Here is a 279-nt window from a genome sequence, read left to right on the forward strand (position 1 = left end):
GTCGAATTCACCGATGACCCGCATCCGCGCAACACGTATTGGGAAATGTGGGGGCTGCCGATGTTCGACCTGCACGATGCGGCCGGCGTGCTGCAGGAAGTGAAGGCGTGCCGCGCCGCGCGGCCGCAGCACTACATCAAGGTCAACGCGTTCGACTCGGTGCGCGGATTCGAGACGATGCGGCTGTCGTTCATCGTCAACCGGCCCGATGACGAGCCGGGTTTCCGGCTTACGCGTAATGATGGACCCGGGCGTGTGCAGCGATATGGGTTGTCGGGC

Annotated in this window: 1 protein-coding gene; it reads left to right on the forward strand. The window is 63.8% G+C overall.

The window, feature by feature from the left end; all coding sequences use genetic code 11:
- Positions 1-279 (forward strand): RuBisCO small subunit-like domain-containing protein (locus R0J87_RS19680; protein WP_498888362.1); only part of this gene is annotated, 279 nt, incomplete at both ends.

It is taken from the genome of Halomonas sp. SIMBA_159, from assembly GCF_046536035.1.
Classification (GTDB): domain Bacteria; phylum Pseudomonadota; class Gammaproteobacteria; order Pseudomonadales; family Halomonadaceae; genus Vreelandella; species Vreelandella venusta_A.